The organism is Dyadobacter psychrophilus (assembly GCF_900167945.1).
In the GTDB taxonomy this organism is placed as follows: Bacteria; Bacteroidota; Bacteroidia; order Cytophagales; family Spirosomataceae; genus Dyadobacter; species Dyadobacter psychrophilus.
In genome coordinates this window covers 81,611-99,169 of the sequence record NZ_FUZA01000006.1, presented here as the reverse complement: position 1 = coordinate 99,169, position 17,559 = coordinate 81,611, and the positions used below count along the sequence as shown (strand labels likewise).

At 45.9% G+C, this 17,559-nt stretch carries 12 protein-coding genes; 9 read left to right on the top strand and 3 right to left on the bottom strand.

The window, feature by feature from the left end; genetic code table 11:
- Positions 1 to 12 precede the first annotated feature (12 nt).
- From B5X68_RS20390 to B5X68_RS20360, 7 genes are all read left to right on the top strand, one after another.
- Entirely contained in the window at positions 13 to 762 is a 750-nt protein-coding gene (locus B5X68_RS20390) for a glucosamine-6-phosphate deaminase (protein ID WP_082216631.1), read from the top strand.
- A gap of 12 nt (positions 763 to 774) precedes the next feature.
- Positions 775 to 2,076, top strand: coding sequence for an alpha/beta hydrolase family protein (locus B5X68_RS20385; protein ID WP_170916696.1), 1,302 nt, complete (start codon positions 775 to 777; stop codon positions 2,074 to 2,076).
- Positions 2,077 to 2,175: 99 nt separating this feature from the next.
- Positions 2,176 to 3,387 (top strand): Gfo/Idh/MocA family protein, encoded by a 1,212-nt coding sequence (locus B5X68_RS20380; RefSeq protein ID WP_082216629.1) that lies wholly within the window; start codon positions 2,176 to 2,178, stop codon positions 3,385 to 3,387.
- A 12-nt stretch (positions 3,388 to 3,399) separates the two neighbouring features.
- Positions 3,400 to 4,428, top strand: coding sequence for an FAD:protein FMN transferase (locus B5X68_RS20375; protein ID WP_212568026.1), 1,029 nt, complete (start codon positions 3,400 to 3,402; stop codon positions 4,426 to 4,428).
- Positions 4,429 to 4,666: 238 nt separating this feature from the next.
- Entirely contained in the window at positions 4,667 to 7,783 is a 3,117-nt protein-coding gene (locus B5X68_RS20370; protein ID WP_082216627.1) for a SusC/RagA family TonB-linked outer membrane protein, read from the top strand.
- 22 nt (positions 7,784 to 7,805) lie between these two features.
- The gene (locus B5X68_RS20365) at positions 7,806 to 9,581 is read left to right on the top strand and encodes a RagB/SusD family nutrient uptake outer membrane protein (protein WP_082216626.1); all 1,776 of its coding nucleotides are present in this window, start codon (positions 7,806 to 7,808) and stop codon (positions 9,579 to 9,581) included.
- Entirely contained in the window at positions 9,582 to 10,766 is a 1,185-nt protein-coding gene (locus tag B5X68_RS20360; protein WP_170916695.1) for an alpha/beta hydrolase family protein, read from the top strand.
- Positions 10,767 to 10,803: 37 nt separating this feature from the next.
- Here B5X68_RS20360 and B5X68_RS20355 read toward each other — a convergent pair whose 3' ends face one another.
- Positions 10,804 to 11,508: a LytR/AlgR family response regulator transcription factor gene (locus B5X68_RS20355; protein ID WP_082216625.1), complete on the bottom strand. Its 705-nt coding sequence runs from the start codon at positions 11,506 to 11,508 to the stop codon at positions 10,804 to 10,806.
- A gap of 24 nt (positions 11,509 to 11,532) precedes the next feature.
- Positions 11,533 to 12,573: a sensor histidine kinase gene (locus B5X68_RS20350; RefSeq protein WP_082216624.1), complete on the bottom strand. Its 1,041-nt coding sequence runs from the start codon at positions 12,571 to 12,573 to the stop codon at positions 11,533 to 11,535.
- A gap of 244 nt (positions 12,574 to 12,817) precedes the next feature.
- On the opposite strand from B5X68_RS20350, the gene B5X68_RS20345 reads away from it, so the two are divergent.
- Positions 12,818 to 15,043, top strand: a complete 2,226-nt coding sequence (locus tag B5X68_RS20345; RefSeq protein WP_082216623.1) for an outer membrane beta-barrel family protein — start codon at positions 12,818 to 12,820, stop codon at positions 15,041 to 15,043.
- A gap of 164 nt (positions 15,044 to 15,207) precedes the next feature.
- The gene (locus tag B5X68_RS20340; RefSeq protein WP_082216622.1) at positions 15,208 to 16,674 is read left to right on the top strand and encodes a Gfo/Idh/MocA family protein; all 1,467 of its coding nucleotides are present in this window, start codon (positions 15,208 to 15,210) and stop codon (positions 16,672 to 16,674) included.
- A gap of 58 nt (positions 16,675 to 16,732) precedes the next feature.
- Here the strand turns inward: B5X68_RS20340 and B5X68_RS20335 are convergent, their stop codons facing one another.
- Positions 16,733 to 17,458 (bottom strand): NUDIX hydrolase, encoded by a 726-nt coding sequence (locus B5X68_RS20335; protein WP_082216877.1) that lies wholly within the window; start codon positions 17,456 to 17,458, stop codon positions 16,733 to 16,735.
- Positions 17,459 to 17,559 lie beyond the last annotated feature (101 nt).

Genomic DNA, 17,559 nt, shown 5'->3' with positions numbered 1-17,559 from the left:
GATCAGATTATAATGAAAGTTGTTATTTCGGATACTAAGCAAGAGTTGGGAATTAAGGCTGCAAAGCTTGCGGCAGAACTGATGCGCAAAACCATCGCAGAAAAAGGTTTTGCAAACATCATTCTTGCCACAGGAACCAGCCAGTTTCAAACTTTGGAACAATTAATTAAAGAAGAAAATATCGATTGGGGAAAAGTAACCATGTTCCACCTCGACGAATTCATTGACCTGCCGTTAGCACATGCAGCAAGTTTCAGGAAATATCTGAAAGAGCGCTTTTTAAATAAAGTGTCGGCATTAAAAGCCGTTCACCTTATCAACGGCGAAGGCGACATTAAGGAAGAAATCGCTAATTTGAACAGCATTATCAGTCAGCACCCGATCGACGTGGCCTTGGTGGGCATTGGCGAAAACGGGCACTTGGCATTTAATGATCCGCCGGCGGATTTTGAAAATGTAAACCCTTATCACGTTGTCAACCTGGACGAACCTTGCCGAATGCAACAAATGGGCGAAGGCTGGTTCGGCTCACTGGACGAAGTTCCGTTGCAGGCGATCAGCATGACGGTGAAGCAGATCATGAAGTCCCGATACATTGTCTGCTCCGTGCCGGATGAACGTAAGGCGCTGGCTGTTAGGAATAGTCTGTTGCAGGAAGTAAGTAACATTTACCCGGCGAGCATTTTGCAAAATCACGCGCACTGCACTTTTTTCCTCGACAAAAGCTCTGCATCCCTGCTGCCAGAAAAAGTAGTTGCCTAACCTGAATATAATATGAAACCTGAAAATCCGGAGGAAAATAACGAAAGGCGGGAATTTTTGAAAACGTCATTGACTGCTATGGCAATTCCTTTTAGCTTTAATGTGAATGCAATATCAAATTTTATCCCGATGGAAAACATAGTTTCTGAAAACGCGCAATTACCGGACAAAAGCATTATTGGCGATTATGGAAGCTGGGCAGCCTCCTTACTGAAACCTGTTCCGCCGCTGTCGTTCAGGGATCCCAAATGGAAGGATTTGACCGCCTGGAAAAAAGAAGCGTACGAAAAGGCGCAGGAACTGATCGCCAGCCCGCCAAAATCGCCCTTGCCGAAGGTTACGGTGGATAAGAAATACATTTACGACGGCCTGGAAATCGAGGAAATTTCCTGGCAGCTGCCTTATGGACGCAAAACGCAGGCAGTTGTGTTGAAACCTCAAGGCGCAACCAAGCCGCTTCCGGCGATTCTGGGCTTGCATGATCATGGCGGGAAAAAGTATTTTGGTTATAGAAAAATCGTCAAAACATCCGACGACCAGCATCCGCTTCTTGTGGAGCACCGGAATAGCGATTATAGCGGAATTCCGTGGGCTAATGAAGTTGCCAAGCGCGGATATGTGGTGCTGGTGCATGACACGTTCACCTTCGGGAGCAGGCGCGTCATGTATGAGGACGTAGCTGGGTTGGATTGGGGCGACGTAAGCACGGCTGGTAAATCAGACAAAGACCCGGAGAAAAGTGAGAACATTGAAGCCTATAACCAATGGTCTGGCGCCCATGAACATGTAATGTCCAAGTCGCTTTTTAGTGCGGGCACAACCTGGCCGGGCGTTTTTCTGGCAGAGGATCAGATCGCGCTGGATATTTTAGAACAGCGTCAGGACGTGGATCCGCAACGTATAGGGTGTGGCGGTTTGTCGGGCGGTGGTCTGCGGACGGTTTATCTGGGCGGAATGGACCCACGTGTTAAATGTGCAGTATGTGTCGGCTTTATGACAACCTGGACGGATTTGATTTTAACCAAATCCGTAACCCACACATGGATGACTTACACACCGCTTTTACCTAAATATCTTGATTTTCCGGAAATCCTGGGGCTGCGTGTTCCGTTGCCGACATTGGTTCAGAACAATAATCAGGACGAGCTCTACACGCTGCCCGAGATGAAAAAGGCGGATAAAGTTTTAGGAGATGTTTATGCCAAAGCGGGTGCCAAAGATAAATATCTGGCCAAATTTTACGACGGCCAACACAAGTTTGACGCCGCTATGCAAAAAGATGCATTTGACTGGTTTGATAAGTGGCTTAAATGAATTAAAAACTACCAAATCTCGCACCCTGATCATTATATACGGAAATCGCAAAAATTGTTTACATTTACGGGCACGTGCCCGTAACCAATTGTATCAATCATGGCAGCTCAATCCAATTCCCGCAGACAATTTATTGCAACCGGCCTGACTGCAGCAGGCTTGTCGGTCATCAGTAACCCGCTTTTTGCAGCGCGGCCGAAAGCTGCTGATAAGATACGCCTGGGCATTATAGGCACGGGTTCCAGGGGAGCCGGCTTATGCACATTGATCAAGGAAATGCCTGACATTGCGCTGGTTGCGTGCTGCGACACCATTCCTGAGAATCTGCAAAAAGGTTTAAGCCTGGCTGAAAAAGGAGCAAAAGGTTACTCCGATTATCGCAAATTACTGGACGACAAAAGTCTTGACGCGGTTATTATTGCAACACCGCTTTACCTGCACTATCCCATGGCTGTTGCAGCGATACAAGCAGGAAAGCACATTTATTTGGAGAAGTCAATGACCTACGACATTCCGCAGGCCATTGATCTGGTCAAAAAAGTGAATGCTTCAAAGCTGGTTTTTCAAATTGGATACCAGTATCGTTACTATGGTTTGTATCATCGGGTTAAGGAAATTATCAAGGAAAACTGGCTTGGAAAAATTACCCATTTTGAATGTCAGTACAACCGCAATTCCAACTGGCGTTTCCCGGTAAAGGATCCGAAAATGGAGCGCCAGATCAATTGGAGAATGTATCGCGAGTATTGCGGCGGGCCACTTTCGGAGCTTTGCGCACATGAAATTGATGTAGTGAATTACCTGGTCGACAGCCACCCTTTGAAAGTAGTCGGGCTGGGCGGTATTAATTATTGGAAAGATGGCCGGGACACTTATGACAACATCAGGACAGTTTATGATTATCCCGGCGGCGTAAAAGCAAGCGTGACTTCTGTGCTTTCCAATGCTTATAATGGTTACAGTATCAGGATCTTAGGCGATAAAGCAACCGTAGAAATCCTCAGGGACAAAGCATACATTTACACTGAAAGCACGAATAATGCCAAAGGAACAGTGGACGGCGTTACAGGGGCAACATTGGCAGTGACCACGCAGGGAAAAGGCGTGGAAGTGGCTTATGGCAAGGCCGGTGAAGAAAGCCTGGAACCAACTGTTTATGCTTTGCAGGATTTTGTAAAATGCATTAAGGATAAAAAGCAGCCCATTTCCAATGTCGAAACCGGCCGCGACGGTTCCATAGCGATCCATATGGGTAATGCAGCCGCGGATACGGAAGCCGTACAGATCTGGAAACCTGAATATTCGGTCTGAGCCATGCGGCTTTTGCATTATATAAACCCTTTGTTTGCAGGCATAACCATTTTGGTTTTGTCTGCTTTTTGCATTAAAAACCCTTTTGAAAGCAAGAATACCAAGCGCTTCCAAATTGAAGGCTTGGCTCAGGGAACGACTTATAGCATCACTTATTACAGCGATTCCGAATCAGTGAAAAAGCCCCGGATCGACAGTATTTTCAGTGAGCTCGATCAGTCACTTTCGATTTATAATCCAAACTCTATCATTAGCCAGTTTAATGAATCCGATGCTGGCGTGGAAATTGACAAGCACTTCTACAATGTTGTCAGGAAATCGCTGGAAATCCACAAAGCAACTGACGGCGCATTTGACATAACGGTTTATCCGCTTGTTCGCGCCTGGGGTTTTGGAAATGAGCGGGTTAGCATCATTCCAGACTCTGCGGAAATTCAATCCTTAATGCCTTGTATTGGATCTGAAAAGCTCCGTTTAAGCCACAGCCGCCTTGAGAAAAGTTTACCGTGTGTTAAAATCGATGTAAATGGCATTGCACAGGGTTATAGCGTGGATGTAATGGCTGACTTTCTGGAATCGAATGGGATAACAGATTATTTGGTAGAAATAGGAGGAGAAATCAGGGTTAAGGGGAAAAAGCATCCTGAAAATACGCCTATGTCCATCGGAATCGAAACGCCATCCGAAAATGCTTTTTCGTCCACAGGCATCCGGCAAGTGATCCAGGTTCCCGCGGGCGCAGTCACGACATCGGGCAGTTACCGTAACTTTCGAAAAGTCGGTTCCCGACGGATCTCGCATATTATCGATCCGAAAACAGGCTATTCTGCCTCCACGGAAATCATTAGCGTGACCGTTATTGCAAAGGATGCCATCACTGCGGATGGTTATGACAATGCATTGCTTCTCATGGGTTTAAAGCATTCCATGAAATTGATGAAAAAGCATAAAAACCTGCATGCTTATTTCATTTACCAAAAACCGGACGGCTCCATTGCCGATACAACCACTGCCGGATTCTCAAAATTTTTGAAGCCTTAAAGGGAAGCTGTTTTCACTTATTTAGTGCTGAAAGTCGCATTCTTAAATTTCGAGAACGTTAACGGTAACGTTCTCGCTACTATTTTCTGCAAATATCATGGAACCAGAATGAATTCATTGTAACATTGTTCTGCCTCCAAATTAAATTCTGACTAACGGCGAAATGCAAGTTTAAAATTTCACAATACTCAATTGTGAAGCAGAATTGCTATGCAAAAAATTTGATAACCAAACTCTTATGAAACCAAAATTACGACAGAAGAAATTCCTGAGAATCTGTATGATGCTGGCCTTATTCACAGTCCCGGCGTGGCTGCAACCGGCCTGGCTTCATGCGCAGGACCTGAAAAACATTTCAGGCAATGTAATCGATAGCGTCACCACGGTCGGGTTACCGGGCGTTTCGGTTATTGTAAAAGGAACGCAACGCGGAACCACAACGGATGCCGAAGGCCGTTTCATGATCCAGGCGGGCAGTGCGGAAGTGCTCACTTTCAGTTTTGTAGGTTACAATTTGAAAGAAATTCCCGTGGGGACAAAATCGGTCATTGAAACGACGCTGCAACCGAGCGTGAATGCATTGGACGAGCTGGTTGTGGTCGGTTACGGCACCATGAAAAAAAGTGATTTAACCGGTGCAGTGATCCGGGTGGATGCCAAAACATTCAAAAATCAGCCTATGACCCAGCTTACAGACATGCTAACCGGGACAGTTGCCGGGTTCAATGCGAATCAGGGACCAACAGCCGCGGGTGGGAGCTCGTTGCAGGTGAGAGGGCCAAAATCGCTGAATGCATCCACGAATCCAATGGTCGTGATGGATGGTGTGATCTTCAATGGCAGCGTCGCGGACATTAATCCGGCTGACATTGAAACGATGGACATTCTGAAAGACGCCAGTTCGGCGGCAGTGTTTGGAGCGAGGGCAGCGGGAGGAGTAATTCTCATCACAACCAAAAAAGGCGCAACCGGAAAGCCGGTCATTAATTTTTCTGTAAATGTCGGGATTACGGAAACGACCAATGATTTCAAGCCTTTCGATAAGGACGGATATCTCACATTCAGAAGGGATTTACTCAAAGCCACCAACCCGAACAATCCGCCGTTTTACTATGATAACCCCGCCCAATTACCGGCTGGCGTCACCATTGAGCAATGGCGGAATGCGAGCAATAATCCGCAAACGGACAACACCCAGGAATGGCTCGGACGTCTTCGATTTTTTCCCATTGAAACAGAAAATTACCTTGCAGGGAATTCGGTGGATTGGTATAATGAGGTCATCCGGAAAGGAAAACGACAGAATTACGATATAAGCATTGGTGGTGGTTCGGACAAAGTAACTTATTATTGGTCATTAGGTTATCAAAACAATGAAGGCGTTTTGCGCGGCGACAAGTTCTCCACGATCCGGTCAAGATTGAATGTGGATTTCAAAGTGGCCGACTTCCTGAATGTGGGCGTAAACACGCAGTTTGCCGACCGGGACGAGAGCGCTGTGACGGCAAATTTGGGCCAAATGTTCATTATGAGCCCGTATGGGTCCATGTTTGAAGATAATGGCGACGTTTCCTGGTATCCAAACAGTTTTGCAACGGCTAATCCGCTAATCAATTACTTTGGGCAGGAGAAGATGAGAAAGATTAACACATTGTTTGCTTCTATCTATGCGAAGATCAAACTGCCGTTTGGTTTTGACTATAAAATCTCCTTCCAGCCACGTTACGAAACGCTGAAAGATTACAGTTTCTGGTCTTCGAAAACGCTGGACGGAGGTTCTACGCGCAGCAATGGTTACGGGACGCGGGACGATTCTTCCACTTATGAATGGATTTTAGATAACCTGCTGCATTGGAACAAAGAATTCGGCCCACACCGGTTTGACCTTACATTGCTTTACAGCTCCGAGCGTAACCGTGGTTGGGCCTCAACAATCAGCAACCAGACTTTTGTACCCAATCAGAATCTTGGATTTCATGGCCTGCAATATGGGACCAATCCTGCATTACTGACCAACGACACACAGATTACCGGTGACGCCGCCATGGCCAGGCTTAATTATACATTGCTGGATAAATACCTGATCACGGCCTCCGTTCGCAGAGATGGTTTTTCGGCCTTTGGAACGAAACAACCGAGAGCAACTTTTCCGGCAGCAGCAATTGCCTGGAAAATTTCGGAAGAGAAGTTTTTTCACCTCGATTTTATTAGCCAAATGAAGCTCCGCGCTTCCTGGGGTGTGAATGGTAACCGGGATATAGGCGCTTACTCGGCACTTGCACAACTGCTTTCGACCCAATATTACGATGGTTCCAATGTGCAGGTTGGTGTTTACAACAATTCGCTGGCAAATCCGGATCTTGTCTGGGAAAAAACGCGCTCCATTAACCTGGGAATGGATTTGAGTTTGCTCAAAAACCGTGTGGACCTGAGTATGGAATATTACGATATGACCACTACGGATTTGTTAATGAACCGGTTGCTGCCAGAAATTACAGGTTTCAAAAACATTACATCCAACCTGGGTGAATTAGGCAACAAAGGTTTTGAAATGACCGTAAACACCATTAATACGGAGAAACGGAATTTCAGCTGGCGGTCGAGCGTGGTTTTTTCATTCAATAGAAACAAAATCAAGCGGCTTTTTGGCGATTACGAGGAGAAAACGGTGGATGGGAAAACCGTCAGCACCGAATTGCCCGATTATTCTAATGAATGGTTTCCCGGTCAGGCATTGGATCGCGTCTGGAACTACGATGTGACAGGAATCTGGCAATTGAATGAAAAAGAAGCAGCCGAAGCCTACAAGTTGCAACCCGGCGATTTCAAGGCCACGGACGTGGATGGAAACGGCAAATATGAGGCCCTAGCAGACAAAATGTTCATCGGTTATCGCCAGCCCCGTTTCCGGGTTGGGCTTAGAAATGAATTTACTTTCCTTAAATATTTCTCGGCATCTGTGTTTTTGCGAGGCGAGTTTGGCCATATGGCGCCGTTTCAGGAAGGGCTGCGTTCGGGCGGATCTGACACTTACGACCGGAGAAATACCAATGATTTTCCTTACTGGACGCCTGAAAATGGCAATAACGAATACGCACGGCTCAACACCAACACGAACGTTTTCGGAGGGGGAATTCAAATTTACAAGCCGCTTTCTTTCGTCCGCATTCAGGATGTGAACCTATCCTATGCATTGCCGGGAGCAATTGCTGAGCGATTGAAATTGAGCAGCTTACGGGTATTTGCGTCTGGCCGAAACTTATACAGTTTTGACAAATGGCCTGGCTGGGACCCAGAATCCGTGAATGTGGCCATGCCCCGGAATTTTACGCTCGGTTTGAACCTGTCATTGTAAAAATCAAGAACCCCAAAATATCATGAAACGTCTTATTAACATATTCTTAGCGTCGGTTGTGCTGCTTCTGACTCAATCATCTTGCGAAAAAGATTGGCTTAAACCGGAACCGCTGTCTTTTTTTAGCCCCGAAAATGTATTTACCGACAAAGCAGGATTTGAATCTTTACTCATAACCATGCGCAAAGATCTCAAAACAGAAAATACAGGCACATTGTCCGAATCCACGATCATGCCAAACCTGACGATGGAATTCGCAGCATCGGATCTCGCCTCGCCGTGGTCACAGCTGGATTTTTACAATCTTACGCCCAACACCGACATGTATTATCGCTATTTATCGATGTTTACGGTTATTTATTCGTCCGTAAAAAATGCCAATGTTCTCATTTCCAGAATTGATGACATTGAATGGGCGTCTGATCAGGAGCGGAATGCAATATTGGCAGAGGCTTACTGGCACCGCGCTTACTGGTATTATCGTTTGATCAATTCCTATGGTGATGTGCCTTTTATCAATGAGGAAATCCAGGGTGCCAAGCTGGATTTCCGCACGCACAGCCGCTGGGCTATCCTGAATAAAATCCAGTCGGACGTGGAATATGCGGCGGAATGGTTGCCTATTGCCGCCAAACCCGGTGTGATTACAAAAGGCGCTGCCAATCATTTATTAACAAAAATTTACCTCGCCAACCTGCAATTTGACAAGGCCATTGAAGCAGCTACAAAGGTTATCAACGGCCCTTATGCTTTAATGAACCAGCGTTTTGGCCTGGATGCCGACAAAGCTTACCGCAACCTGATCTGGGATTTGCACCGCTCTAAAAATTTCAGCATTGCGCAAAACACAGAAACGATCCTGGCTTCCATCGACCGCTACGAAGCACCTCCGGGAGCACGCTCGGAAGGACTTTATACAATGCGAATGTACAATTGCCAGTATTTTCAACCGCAGGTTCTGGACAGTCAGGGCAAGCCGGGTATGGTAAGGAGCGGCCCTATGCTCGATTCGCTGGGTATTGGCAATGCAAATGTGCGGCTGACGGGTTACTATCAATACGATATCTGGGCTTATAAAGGCCAGACGTGGAAGAATACGACCGATTTGCGCAGAAGCGACATTAACTGGGTAGACAAGCATGAGTTGCGCTACAATAATCCCGCGTCTGTGGATTATGGGAAAGTGATCAACACCGCATTCCTGGCAAATCCGATCGACACATTCAAGCACGTGTACGCCATGCCGCATTACATTATGTACAACCCCATGGACGACAAGCTTGCGCGCACTGTAGGCGGCAATGGTGACTGGTATATTTTCAGGCTGGCAGAAACCTATTTGCTAAGGGCTGAGGCATATTATTGGAAAAATCAGCAGGCATTAGCAGCCGCCGACATCAACAAAGTCCGCGAACGCGCCAAAGCATTGCCCATTTCCGGCGGCGAGGTGACCATTGATTTTATCATGAATGAGCGCGCCAGGGAATTGTTCGCCGAGGAACCCCGTCACTCAGAACTGGTGAGAGTTTCCTATATTATGGCAAAATCTAACCTGGGCGGTTATAACCTGGCCAGTTTCAGCGAGAAAAATTTTTTCTACGACCGGGTGATGCACTACAATAATACTTACGAAAAGAAGGTGCAGCTGCTCGGTAACACTGCTAATATGGCCCCATTCCACGTTTTATGGCCCATCCCTTCGCTTGTGATTACTGCTAATACGAAGGGGGTGATCAACCAGAATGTGGGTTATGACGGCGCGGAGCGGAATGTGGAGCCGCTGATGACAATTGAATAAATGATGAAACAGGCTGACTCAGACATCCCGCCCCAAAAAAGCCTCATCGGTGAATACGGAACCTATTTCGCTAATTTGGCAGACAAACCCGCAAGCTTATCGTTCCGAAATGCCAATTGGAAAAATGTTGCTGATTGGAAAACAAAAGCCAGGGCGAAGGCAACCGAACTTCTTTCAGCGCCTGAAACGGGGAAGACAACCGTGGTTAAGATTGAAAAAAAATATGTTTACGATGGATTGGACATAGAAGAACTTTCGTGGCAGTTGCCTTACGGGAAGCCCACGAAGGCCATTTTTCTGAAACCGCAGGGAAGCACGAAGCCGTTGCCAGCCATTCTCGCGCTGCATGATCATGCGGGGAAAAAATACTTTGGCTTTCCCAAATTGGTCAAAACTTCTGATACGCAGCATCCGCTGATTGCGAAACATCAGACTGCGGTTTACAGCGGCAATGCCTGGGCTAACGACATTGCAAAGCGCGGTTATGCCGTGCTGGTGCATGACACATTCGCATTTGGAAGTCGAAGGGTTTTTTATGAAGACGTGAAAGGCCTGGATTACGGGCCATTGAAAACCGGGGATAAAACAGACGAAAAGCCGGACAACGAGGAGCATATTTTGGCTTATAATGAGTGGTCCAAAGAGCATGAGCATGTCATGTCCAAGTCGCTGTTTTGTGCCGGAACAACCTGGCCGGGCGTCTGTCTGGCTGAGGATCAGGCTGCATTGTCCGTTTTGAGTGCTCGTAAAGACGTTGACAGTGAGCGGATTGGCTGTGCCGGATTGTCGGGCGGCGGGGTGCGGACTGTTTATCTGGCCGGTTTGGACGACCGTATCAAATGCGCCGTTTGCATTGGATTTATGACCACATTCAAAGATCTCGTCATGAACCGATCTTACAACCACACCTGGATGACCTTTGCGCCGTTGCTGGCAAATTATATGGATTTCCCTGAAATACTGGGTCTGCGTGCTCCGTTACCCACTTTTGTACAGAACAACAACCAGGATGCATTGTTTACATTGTTGGAAATGAAGCAGGCGGATGACATGTTAAAGCAGGTTTTTGCCAAAGCGGGCTCATCTGAAAAGTATCGAGCAGGTTTTTACGACGGCCCTCATAAGTTTGATGCGCAAATGCAGGCCGATGCATTTGACTGGTTTGATCGATGGTTGCGGGGCTGAGATTGCAAGTCTCAAAAAACCGGGGAACCTCTACATTTTACAAGCCAATGCTCTTCAAAAAGCTATCCCGGTAATTTTGGCCGATCGGGATTTCTGTGCCATTAATAAAAACGCGGTTTCCCTCGATATGGCTGATTTTTGCCTTATTGATGATGAAAGAGCGGTGAATGCGAAGAAACAATGTTGCGGGCAGAAGCTCTTCAAAGCCTGAAAAAGTCATGGCCGGAGAAAGCGTGTTCCGGGTGGTGACGATTTTGGTATAATTTCCATTTGCCTCGGCATATAGCAGCTCATCGTGCTGGATTTTGTAGATTTTATCACCGGCTTTGATAAAAATATAGTCCGTTGTCTTATCATTATAAAGCTCCTGCACAGGCGGTTCCTGCAAATGTTCCAGCGCCTTGTCTACGGCAATAATGAAGCGTTCCAGGGAAAATGGTTTGAGCAAATAATCACAGGCAGCCAGGTCGAAAGCATCCACGGCATGTTCCTTATATGCTGTTGTAAAAATGACTTCCGGCTGTTTTTTGAGTGTTTTCAAAAATGCGATCCCGTCCATAACCGGCATATTAATGTCCAGAAAAAGGATATCGACTTTTTGTTGCTGCATAACCGTCTTCGCTTGCAATGCATTGCCGCATAATCCCACCACTTCCAGGTTATCCAGATGCCCGCAGTAGGTTTTCAGGATATCCCGCGCAATAGGCTCGTCGTCAACGATCAGGCAATTGAATTTTTGCATTGAATGGATTTCGTGAAAAGCATTTTACTTGTTTTTTAACCTCAAAACCACCTGATAAACAGTTTCTTCGTTTTTGATCGTAAGCTCATGTTCATTGGGATAAAGCAATTCCAAACGCTTATTTACGCTTGCAAGGCCAAACCCGCTGTGTTTTTCAACTACTGAAATTTCTTTTTCACGCTTATCATGGGAGTTTTTTATGGAAAACAGGATCAGATTTTCCCATGTTTTTAATTCAATTGAAATATAGATTTTTTCATCGGCTGTGTTTTTGGAATGCTTAAATGCATTTTCAATAAAAACAATCAAAAGCATCGGGGCGATCTTCAAGTCAGGGCTGGTTATCTCTTCAAAATTCGTTGTTAGAATGAGCCTGTCGCCAATCCGTATTTTTTCAAATTCAATGTAGTTATGAATGTAAATCAGCTCGTCTTTCAGCGGCACAAAAACCTCATTGGCTTCATAAACGGAGTATCTGAGCAGATCCGAGAGTTTCAAAAGCAAAGGCGGAATCCGCTCATGCTGGGTAAGCGACAAGCCGTATAAATTATTCAGTGTATTAAACAAAAAATGCGGACTAAGCTGCGATTGCAGCAAATGCAGCTCACTTTTATTATGTTCGGCCGCTGCACGTGCTTCTTTCAGCTGGTTTTGTGTGACGCTACGCGCCAGCTTAATAAGCATTCCCAATGTAAGGCCACTCAGCAAAAACGGGACCCAATACAACAGCAAATTGAGCGGGCCGTAGTCGTCATGAAGATATTCGGCATGCACAAACAGGAATACGATACTGCCAAATGTGATAACAGAGAGCGTAGTAAGCACTTCGTTGGAAATCGTTGTGTGTTTCAACGCCCACAATTGCCCGAAATGCCTGCCCAGGAAAATGCAAATAATCAGGCAGCCCGTCGCCGCTGCTGCCACGGCTTCGTCATTATTGGTTCCAACAGCATTTGCAAAAGCATCAATAGCCAGCCAAATGGGCACAGACGCAATGGCCGCCAGCACATAATAAATATTGTCGCGCACAATTTTCACCGCTTCATTCTCTGCTAACTGCTTCATGGCTCACTCATCTGTGTATTAAATATGTTGCAAATGTTCGTAACCGCATCAATTTAACAAAGTATTCCTGTCATACACAGCCTGGCTCCTGACGAAATGCCCTTTCGTTTGGCCGAATCGGTTTGACACACCAAAAATGCGTTCCGTCAGTAAAATGCGCTAGTCCGACACACATGTTTTCATCCGGTTTCTGCTTCGTCAATATTTGACCCATCAAAATTGATTAGCCATAAAACCTGAAAAAATGAAAACGTACATCATGTTCCTGTTTGCCGCATTGCTTTCCATGCATACGATAGCGCAAACGCCGGCGACCCAAACTGCGCCGTCTGCCGTGAAAGCTCCTGAAAAAGCCAAAGATATCAATTTGACTGAGGTGACCATTGTTTCCAAAAAGCCATTGATCGTCCAGGAAATTGACAAAACGGTTGTGAATGTGGAGGCCATGATCAGCGCGGCTGCCAGCAACACAATGGAAGTTCTGGAAAAAACGCCCGGGATTTCTATCAACAGCAACGGCGAGATCAGCCTCAATGGCCGCAGCGGCGTGCTGGTGCTGATAGATGGGAAAAACACTTACATGTCTGGCCAAGACCTGGCGGCTTACCTGAGGTCCTTACCCGGCGGCAATCTGGATAAGATCGAGCTCATTGACAATCCATCTGCAAAGTACGACGCGTCGGGCAATGCAATCATCAATATCAGGCTGAAAAAGAATAGGATAGGTGGGCTTACCGGCAGCGTCTCCCTCGGCGCGTCAATCGGTAAATATGCCCGGAACAATGATGCGGTTAATTTGAACTACAATCATAAAAAGCTTAACCTGTTTGCAAACCTCGGCTATAATTATGAAAAAAATTACCGCAAAGATCATTTCGACCGGCGCTTTTTCGAGGAAGGCGGCGCATTGCTCTCGACAGTTGATCTGCAAAACAATTTAGTTTATAAAGACCGCGGTTTCAATGCCAATGTCGGAATGGACTATACGGCGAGTGCGCAGACGGTTTACGGTTTTATCTTCAATGTAAATAAGGGCAGCAGAAATGGGATGTTTGATTATGAAAGCAGCGATTTTGATGCAAAAAATCAGTTAGAACGCACCGGAGCAGGTGATACAAAAGCGAAAGACACCAGGACGAACCTGGGTTTCAATTTCAATTTGCAGCATAAATTCGATAAAAAAGGCCAGGAGCTTTCAGCAGACATTAATTATCTGAATTATAAATCCAACGGAAACCAGGCTTTGCAAAACTTCACGTATGCACCCAAAGGCGCCTTAATTGGACAGGAAAAGTTTCGGTACATCATTCCAGCCGGCATTGACATCTACACAGCCAAAGCGGATTATGTGCATCCATTGAAAAACAAGGCCAGATTGGAGGCGGGTTTCAAATCCAGCATTGTGGATAATGATAACGTAAACAGATTCTATGATGTGAATGGTGCGGAGCAAACGATTGATAACAGCAAGTCCAATCATTTTAAATATCATGAAAATATCAATGCAGTATATTTAAATGGTCAGAAGTCATGGAAAAGGTTGGGAGTACAAATTGGCTTGCGCACTGAAAATACAATGGTCCGTGGCAGGCAATTGGGAAATGATGAAGTGCAGGGCAGCAGTTTTAATAAGAATTATAGAGGCCTGTTTCCGAGTGCTTATATCAGCTATAAACTGGACACGCTGGGCAATAACACTTTGGGGTTGATGGCCGTAAGGAGGATTACCCGCCCCAATTATCAGTTGTTGAATCCCTTTCTTTTTTATCGTGACCAATATTCATATACTTCGGGAAATCCAATGCTTAATCCGCAGTACCAGAGCCGGATAGAGCTGAAATATCAGCATAAGCAGTTTCTGAATATGGGTTTGAGCTACAATACATTTTCAGACCTTATTTTCCAGACTACGGAAGCGGTTAATGACGTTTTTACAACGCGGCCCAAGAACATTGCGGGCGGATTTATGCTTTTGCTGAACACAACCGTATCCACTTCTCCTGCCAAATGGTGGTATTTAAATTATACTGCGCGTCTGTCAAAAATTGGGATGAATGGGCGGGTTTATACTGAAAACCTGCATTTTGACGTGAATATTCTGCGGCTGGAAATAAACAACTACTTTACGATCAGCCCAAACTGGGGTGCAGAACTGGGCGGTTATTATGCTAGTCGCGATATGACCGGACAAACTTTAACCAAGGGAATGTATCGGGTGAATGGCGCGGTACAGAAAAAGATCTGGAAAGGAAAAGGCAGTCTGCGTGTTGCTTTTGATGACCTGTTTCACTCCTGGGTATATAATAACAAATCGTTAAGCCTCAAACAATCGGAGTATTTTCAAACCAGTGAATCGGACTCGCAGCGTATCAGTTTTGCAATGACCTATCGTTTTGGTAAAGAAGCCTTTATGCGCAAACGCCGTCACAATAACAATGCCTCGGATGAGGAAAAAGGCAGGATCGATTAAATAGTACGATCGCGGTGTTTTGGAGTAGCATTAAGGAGGCAGGAGCGTCCATGAATTATTTTCGAGTAAATTATGAAAATAACCTGCTTAACAAATTAATATGTGTGCAATGAATGTTGAAACGCTATATTTTCTGCTAGCAAAAGCACTAAACCAAAACCCAGATGGAAAAAAAGAGTACAACAAGTGAAAAGTCGACCTCTTCCAGGAGAGACTTTGTCAAAGCGGCAGGTGTGACCGCAGCCGGTTTTATGATCGTCCCAAGGCACGTGCTGGGTGGAAAAGGCTTTACAGCTCCCAGTGATAAGCTGACTGTTGCCGGTGTTGGAGTCGGTGGAAAAGGCACATCAGATCTTGCTAATTTTGCCAAAAGCGGCAAAGCTGACATTGCATACCTGTGCGATGTAGACGACCGCCGCGCGGCTACAAGTATTGCCAATTATCCCAAAGCCAAATATTATAAGGACTTCCGGGAAATGTTTGAAAAGGAATCCAAAAACTTTGATGCGGTTTCCGTTTCAACACCCGACCACACGCACGCAGTCGTGGCTATGGCCGCGATGCAGCTGGGCAAGCACGTATATGTGCAAAAACCAATGACGCATGATATTTACGAAGCTAGAAAACTCACCGAAGCGGCCGCGAAATACAAAGTCGTGACCCAAATGGGAAACCAGGGTTCATCCGGCGACGGTGTAAGGACATTGCATGAATGGTATGACGCCGGCATCATTGGCGACGTCGACACCGTATATATCTGGACAAACCGGCCGATCTGGCCACAAGGCATTCCCTGGCCATCGGAAAAACCGCCTGTTCCCAAAGAACTCGATTGGGATCTCTGGCTTGGAACCGCTCCCAAGAAAGATTACGTAGACAACCTCATTCCGGGAAGCTGGAGAGGATGGTGGGATTATGGAACCGGCGCGTTGGGCGATTTGGGCTGCCACTTGATGGAGGCGCCGTTCCGCGTGCTTGGACTTAAATATGCGACTGATATGCAGGCAAGTGTGGGAAGTGTTTTCACAGCATTTGGAAAAAGAGGCATTTTCCCGGACAGCTGCCCGCCGTCGAGCCACGCGACATTAACTTTCCCAAAAACGGCCAAAACCAAAGGCCCGGTAACCATGCACTGGATGGACGGCGGCATCAAGCCGGAACGTCCGGAAGAGCTTGGCCCAAATGAATTGTTTGGAGACGGTAACAGTGGTATTTTGTTTGTGGGCTCAAAAGGCAAGATGATGGCCAGCGAATATGCAGCCAATCCACGTTTGCTGCCGCTAAGCAAAATGCAGGAAGTGAAAGTAAAACAAAAATTTGCCCGCGTGCCAGGCAGCGCCGAAGGTCACTATGCGCAATGGGTGGAAGGCTGCATCGCAGGTTATGGTAAAATGGAGTTAAGCTCACCATTCGAGCTGGCCGGGCCATTGACCGAAGCGATCCTGGGAGCCAACCTGGCCATCCGCGGCGCAGATATGCCAAAGGCAAGGGAAGATGGAAAAGGTTTCACGTATCCGGGAAGCAATATGAAAATGCTTTGGGATGCCCAAAATATGAAGGTGACCAACTTCGATGAAGTAAACCAATTCGTCCGCCGCAACTATCGGGACGGTTGGAGCTTGGGGGTTTAAAATTTACATAAATATTTGCCAAAAAAGCCGTAACGATCGTTACGGCTTTTTTCATGCTCTAACCCTTCCTCCGATACAAATAAGGCGCCTTGTTTGCGGCTCCGGTAAATTTCTTTTCCAAACGTTCCAGCACATTCAAATCCAGGATCTTTTTCTGAAAATTGTTTCTCGCAAAAGGCTTATCGTAAATGGTTTCGTAAAGCTCCTGCACATCTTTCATTGTAAATGTTTCGGGCAGGAGGTTAAAGGCGATCAGCTTTTCATCCAGATTGAACCGCAGTGCAGTTAATGCTTTTTCTACGATCTCGTTGTGATCAATGATCATTTCGGGCAGCTCTTTAATGTTATACCAACCGATTGACGAGTCCAGATCCGTTTTTTCGGGGACGACTTTATTCAGGTCAACAAGAGCGTAATAGCCAATTGAAACAAACCTCCGCGTAAACCAGTCAAATTCTTTCCCGTGCTGACCATTTTCACTAAGAAGCTGAGGATTAAGCTCAATAAGCTTGTTCATGAACAAGAGGCTATTCCTGGCTGCTTTACCAAAAATGTAGAACTGGTCGAGATAAATTTCACTGATTCCCGTTCGTTGCTGAAGAATGCGGTTTGCCGCTGTGTCAATGTCTTCATCCTGCGAAACAAACCCGCCTGGCAAAGCCCAGAAATCTCCATTGAAATTGAGCTTAGGCACTAATACTTTTAATTGCTTGTCGTGGTAACCGAATATCACACAGTCGATAGACAGCTGTTGGATATAGTTTTGTTCACTAGGATTACGCATCATGTAGGTTTAGGGAGTGTAGTACAATACAAATGTAAAATAGAAAAATATTTATTGTCTAATTTTTAGACAATAAATAAATTAATTATAGCTTTGCTTCA

Bases quoted from the DNA above. Each gene is read 5' to 3' on its own strand.
- B5X68_RS20365 (WP_082216626.1), top strand. From the start codon at position 7,806: ATGAAACGTCTTATTAACATATTCTTAGCGTCGGTTGTGCTGCTTCTG.
- B5X68_RS20345 (WP_082216623.1), top strand. From the start codon at position 12,818: ATGAAAACGTACATCATGTTCCTGTTTGCCGCATTGCTTTCCATGCAT.
- B5X68_RS20380 (WP_082216629.1), top strand. From the start codon at position 2,176: ATGGCAGCTCAATCCAATTCCCGCAGACAATTTATTGCAACCGGCCTG.
- B5X68_RS20390 (WP_082216631.1), top strand. From the start codon at position 13: ATGAAAGTTGTTATTTCGGATACTAAGCAAGAGTTGGGAATTAAGGCT.
- B5X68_RS20360 (WP_170916695.1), top strand. From the start codon at position 9,582: ATGATGAAACAGGCTGACTCAGACATCCCGCCCCAAAAAAGCCTCATC.
- B5X68_RS20355 (WP_082216625.1), bottom strand. From the start codon at position 11,508: ATGCAAAAATTCAATTGCCTGATCGTTGACGACGAGCCTATTGCGCGG.
- B5X68_RS20385 (WP_170916696.1), top strand. From the start codon at position 775: ATGAAACCTGAAAATCCGGAGGAAAATAACGAAAGGCGGGAATTTTTG.
- B5X68_RS20335 (WP_082216877.1), bottom strand. From the start codon at position 17,458: ATGCGTAATCCTAGTGAACAAAACTATATCCAACAGCTGTCTATCGAC.
- B5X68_RS20340 (WP_082216622.1), top strand. From the start codon at position 15,208: ATGGAAAAAAAGAGTACAACAAGTGAAAAGTCGACCTCTTCCAGGAGA.
- B5X68_RS20350 (WP_082216624.1), bottom strand. From the start codon at position 12,573: ATGAAGCAGTTAGCAGAGAATGAAGCGGTGAAAATTGTGCGCGACAAT.
- B5X68_RS20370 (WP_082216627.1), top strand. From the start codon at position 4,667: ATGAAACCAAAATTACGACAGAAGAAATTCCTGAGAATCTGTATGATG.